Origin of the sequence: Streptosporangium minutum (genome assembly GCF_002149035.1) — a bacterium.
GTDB classification, from domain to species: Bacteria; Actinomycetota; Actinomycetes; order Streptosporangiales; family Streptosporangiaceae; genus Streptosporangium; species Streptosporangium minutum.
The window spans coordinates 1-4,704 of the sequence record NZ_NGFP01000407.1 but is presented as its reverse complement, the minus strand read 5'-3'; the positions used below and the strand labels follow the sequence as shown (position 1 = coordinate 4,704).

At 69.7% G+C, this 4,704-nt stretch carries 5 protein-coding genes and 1 pseudogene; all 6 read right to left on the bottom strand.

Features of this window, described 5'->3' with window-relative positions; all coding sequences use genetic code 11:
- Positions 1–297: 297 nt before the first annotated feature.
- Complete coding sequence (locus CA984_RS42685) at positions 298–1,365, bottom strand: aspartate-semialdehyde dehydrogenase (protein ID WP_086578994.1); 1,068 nt, start codon at positions 1,363–1,365, stop codon at positions 298–300.
- Positions 1,362–2,636 carry an aspartate kinase gene (locus CA984_RS42680; RefSeq protein ID WP_086578993.1) on the bottom strand — a complete coding sequence of 425 codons (1,275 nt, stop codon included), beginning with the start codon at positions 2,634–2,636 and terminating at the stop codon, positions 1,362–1,364. The genes CA984_RS42685 and CA984_RS42680 overlap by 4 nt, the downstream gene beginning before the upstream one ends.
- A gap of 91 nt (positions 2,637–2,727) precedes the next feature.
- Positions 2,728–3,258 carry a DUF5063 domain-containing protein gene (locus CA984_RS42675; protein ID WP_086578992.1) on the bottom strand — a complete coding sequence of 177 codons (531 nt, stop codon included), beginning with the start codon at positions 3,256–3,258 and terminating at the stop codon, positions 2,728–2,730.
- Positions 3,251–3,850 (bottom strand): recombination mediator RecR, encoded by a 600-nt coding sequence (recR, locus tag CA984_RS42670; RefSeq protein ID WP_031158292.1) that lies wholly within the window; start codon positions 3,848–3,850, stop codon positions 3,251–3,253. Before recR ends, CA984_RS42675 begins: the two co-directional genes overlap by 8 nt.
- A 3-nt stretch (positions 3,851–3,853) precedes the next feature.
- Positions 3,854–4,207: a YbaB/EbfC family nucleoid-associated protein gene (locus CA984_RS42665; RefSeq protein WP_012895658.1), complete on the bottom strand. Its 354-nt coding sequence runs from the start codon at positions 4,205–4,207 to the stop codon at positions 3,854–3,856.
- Between the two features lie 136 nt (positions 4,208–4,343).
- Positions 4,344–4,704: pseudogene (locus CA984_RS42660) on the bottom strand (DNA polymerase III subunit gamma and tau); the annotation flags it as partial.

Here is a 4,704-nt window from a genome sequence, read left to right as displayed (position 1 = left end):
GTGACGCCCCGCCCCCTGACGTCCCGTCGGGAGGCCGTACGACGGATATCGCCACGGACAGGCCACACCACGGCGACCCGAGGAACCGCACCACGACGTCCCGTCGGGAGGCCGTACGACGGGCATGGCCACGGACAGGCCACACCACGGCGACCGGAAGAACCGCACCACGACGTCCCGGCCGGAGGCCGTGGCACGGCCATCCCGGCGCGGGGCCGCACGCGACGGCCGTACGGCGGCGACCTGCGCCGCCGTACGGCCGGAAGGCGGATTCCGCCCCGTGGGGCGGAGAGGCGGCTACGCGAACTCGGCCGCGACCAGCTCGGCGATCTCGGCCGCGTTCAGGGCCGCGCCCTTGCGGAGGTTGTCACCGCAGACGAACAGGTCCAGGGTGTTCGGGAAGTCGAGCGCCTGGCGGACACGGCCCACGTAGGTCGGGTCCGTGCCGACGACGTCGGCCGGGGTCGGGAAGACGCCGTTGGCCGGGTCGTCCATGACGACCACGCTCGGCGCGGCCTCCAGGATCCGGTGCGCGTCGGCGACGGTGATCTCACGCTCGAAGGTCGCGTGCACGGCCAGCGAGTGGGTGGTGATCACCGGCACACGGACGCAGGTCGCCGAGACCTTCAGGTCGTCGATCCCGAGGATCTTCCGCGACTCGTTGCGGAGCTTGATCTCCTCGGAGGCCCAGCCGCCGTCCTTGAGCGATCCCGCCCACGGCACGACGTTGAACGCCACCGGCGCCGGGAACGGCGACTCGGCCTCGCCGAGCTTGTTCTGCAGGACCTTGCGCACGTCACCGGCGGTCTGCCCGACCGTCCGGTCGCCCGCGAGGGCCTCGATCTCGTCGTAGAGACGGGCCGAACCGGCCACGCCCGCGCCGGAGACCGCCTGGTAGGAGGCGACCACCAGCTCGCGCAGGTTGTACTGCTCGTGGAGCGCGCCCATCGCGGCCATCATCGACAGCGTGGTGCAGTTGGGGGTGGAGATGACGCCCAGCGGCCGGTTGCGCGCGGCCTCGGGGTTGACCTCCGGCACGACCAGCGGGACCTCGGGGTTCATCCGGAAGGTGCCCGACTTGTCGATGGCGACCGCGCCGCGCTCGGCGGCGACCGGCACCCAGACCGCGGAGACCTCGTCCGGCACGTCGAAGATCGCGATGTCGACGCCGTCGAAGACCTCGGGGGTCAGCTCCTGGACGACCAGGTCCTCCCCGCGGACCCGCAGGATCTTGCCGGCCGACCGGGCGGACGCGACGAGCTTGATCTCGCCGTAGACGTCCTCCCGGGTGGAGATGATGTCGCGCATGACGGTGCCGACGGCACCGGTCGCACCGATCAGGGCAAGGGTGGGCCTGCGGCTCATCGGCCGGTACCTCCGTAGATCACAGCTTCAACCTGGTCGGCGTCGAGATTGAACGCGTGGTGCGCGGCGGTGACCGCCGAGTCCACCTCGTCCTGCCCGACGATCACCGAGATGCGGATCTCCGAGGTGGAGATCATCTCGATGTTCACGCCCGCGTCGGCGATGGCGGCGAAGAACGTCGCGGTGACGCCGGGGTGCGAGCGCATGCCCGCGCCGATCAGCGAGACCTTTCCGATCTGGTCGTCGAAGAGCAGCGACTCGAACCCGATGCGCTCCTGGATCTTCTTCAGTGCGGTGAGTGCCGTGGAGCCGTCGCTCATGGGCAGCGTGAAGGAGATGTCCGTCCGACCGGTCGCCGCCGCCGACACGTTCTGCACGATCATGTCGATGTTGACTTCGGCGTCGGCCAGCGTTTTGAAGATCGTGGCAGCCTCGCCGACCTTGTCGGGCACCCCGACAACGGTGATCTTGGCCTCGCTCCGGTCGTGCGCGACGCCGGAGATGATGGGCTGCTCCATCTCTGTTCCTTCACTGTCGGGGTCGGAGACGACCCACGTGCCTTCCTTGGTGCTGAACGAGCTTCTGACGTGGATCGGCACGTTGAAACGGCGAGCGTACTCCACGCAGCGCAGGTGCAGGATCTTCGCACCGCAGGCCGCCATCTCCATCATCTCCTCGTAGGAGATCTGAGGGATCTTGCGGGCCACCGGGACGATGCGGGGATCGGCGGTGAAGATGCCGTCCACATCGGTGTAGATCTCGCACACGTCCGCGCTCAGAGCGGCGGCGAGTGCGACGGCGGTCGTGTCCGAACCGCCCCGGCCGAGCGTGGTGATGTCCTTGCTGTCCTGGGAGACGCCCTGGAACCCGGCCACGATCGCGATCTGGCCGCTGTCGAGGGCCCCGCGGATCCGGCCGGGCGTGACGTCGATGATGCGCGCGCGGCCGTGGGACGAGTCGGTGATCACTCCGGCCTGGGAGCCGGTGAACGAGCGCGCCTCCTGCCCCAGGTTGGCGATCGCCATCGCCAGCAGCGCCATCGAGATGCGCTCACCGGAGGTCAGCAGCATGTCGAGCTCGCGGCCCGGCGGCAGCGGCGAGACCTGCTGGGCGAGATCCAGCAGCTCGTCGGTGGTGTCGCCCATCGCCGAGACGATCACCACGACGTCGTTGCCGGCTTTTTTCGTCGCGACGATCCGCTGGGCGACCCGCTTGATGCAGGACGCGTCGGCGACGGACGAACCACCGTACTTCTGAACAACGAGCGCCACGAGATGTCTCCGAAGCAATCTAGGGCTGTGGAGCTCACAGTCTACTGGCGCTCCGGTAGATCACCCCTGATCCGGCCCAGCATGTGGACAATCACACCATTGTGCGCTCTTCTGCCACATCAAGACGGGTGTGCGCGACCAGCGCCTGGAGGGCTCGCATCGCCGCTCCGGCGTGGTTGCCCCAGGTGTTGAAGTAGGAGTACTGCCACCACCACAGGGCCTCCAGCGGGCGGCCCGCCTGATAGTGCCGGAGACCGTGAATGAGATCGGCGGCCACGGCGGTCAGGTCGTCCGACAACCGGTACGGCGTGACCACGGTGTCCTTGTAGGGGTCGAAGACCTCGGCGTAGTCGTCCACCGGGCCCAACCGCTCGGCGAGGGTCGTACGGACGACGTCGACGTCCGGGTCCTCGCTCAGGTGCGGTTCCCAGTTGCCGGACAGGATCACGTCCTGGCTGGCGCCGAGCTGCGCGCCCGCCGAGCTGACCTGTGCCACCTCCACCAGCAGCAACGGCAGGATGGCGTCTCCGCCCTCGCCACCGGCCAGCCGGGTCAGGCCGTCGATGTAGTTCTCCGCGTGCTCGGCGATCCGTTCCGCGAGAGCACCCCATGCGTCAGACATCCAGCAGCCTCCTTCCTTCGAACGCGCGGCCCAGGGTGACCTCGTCGGCATATTCGAGGTCACCGCCCACGGGCAGGCCGCTGGCCAGTCGTGTGACTTTCAGACCCATCGGCTTCACCAGACGGGCGAGATAGGTCGCCGTCGCCTCCCCCTCCAGGTTGGGGTCGGTGGCGAGGATCAGCTCGGTCACCTGGCCGTCGGCCAGGCGTGTCATCAGCTCGCGGATCCGGAGGTCGTCGGGGCCGACTCCGTCGATCGGACTGATCGCCCCGCCGAGCACGTGGTAGCGGCCCCGGAACTCGCGGGTCTTCTCGATCGCGACCACGTCCTTGGACTCCTCGACGACGCAGATCACGTGAGGGTCGCGCCGGACGTCACGGCAGATCCGGCACTCCTCCTCGGCCGCGACGTTCCCGCAGACCCGGCAGAAGCGGACCTTCTCCTTGACCTCCAGCAGGGCGTGGGCGAGCCGCTTCACATCGGCCGGCTCGGCGGCCAGCAGGTGGAAGGCGATCCGCTGCGCGCTCTTGGGACCGACGCCGGGGAGCATCCCCAGCTCGTCGATCAGGTTCTGGACGACCCCTTCGTACATGGCTCAGAAACCGGGCAGCTGGCCTAGCCCGCTCCCGCCTCCCAGCCCCTGTGCGAGTGGGCCGAGCTTCTCCTGCTGGAGGTCGGCGGCGGCGCGCACCGCATCCCGGATCGCGGCGATGACCAGGTCGGCGATGGTGTCGGCCGTCTCCTGGGGGTCACCGGGGTCGACCGCATCAGAGCTGATCTTCAGCTCGAGCAGTTCGCCTCCGCCGTTGACCGTGGCCACGACAAGTCCGCCGCCCGCCGAGCCTTCGACCTCCGCGTCGTTCAGCTCCTGCTGGGCGCTCACAAGCTGCTGCTGCATGAGCTGTGCCTGCTCCAGCAGCTGCTGCAGGTTGACATCCCCTGGGTTCACCGTCGTGTGCTCCTCGTCCGTGACATCAGTCGTCACGAGCCTACGGGGTTCCGGCCAGGTCTTGTACTGGCGTCCGCACGTGTTCCCCAGGGACGGGCGCTAAACCCCCGCCCGCGCCTGCGGAGCGGGACGCCCGTCAGGTGTGGTCGATCTCTCCGATGATCTGGCCGCCGAGCTCGCGCTGGAGCAGGGCCATTCCGCTGAGCGCGTCGGCGTCGGCGTCGGCGTCGTTGAGCGGGTCGACCTCGTCGGTCTCGACGGCGGGCTTGCGGCCGGGCACCGCGTCCGGCCAGGCCGACTTACCGCCCGCGGCGGCCCTGGGACCCGACTGGGCGGCGGCCCTGGCCGCCGAGCGGGCGGCGGCGAGGCCGGGGCTCGGGGCGGGAGGCGAACCGGGATCGTCCGGGAGCGGCGCGTCCGGCCAGGACTCGTCGGTGGCGGGCGGAGCTTGACGGGCCGGGGCCTCCTGGACGGCGGGAGCCGCCGGGGCCACCGGG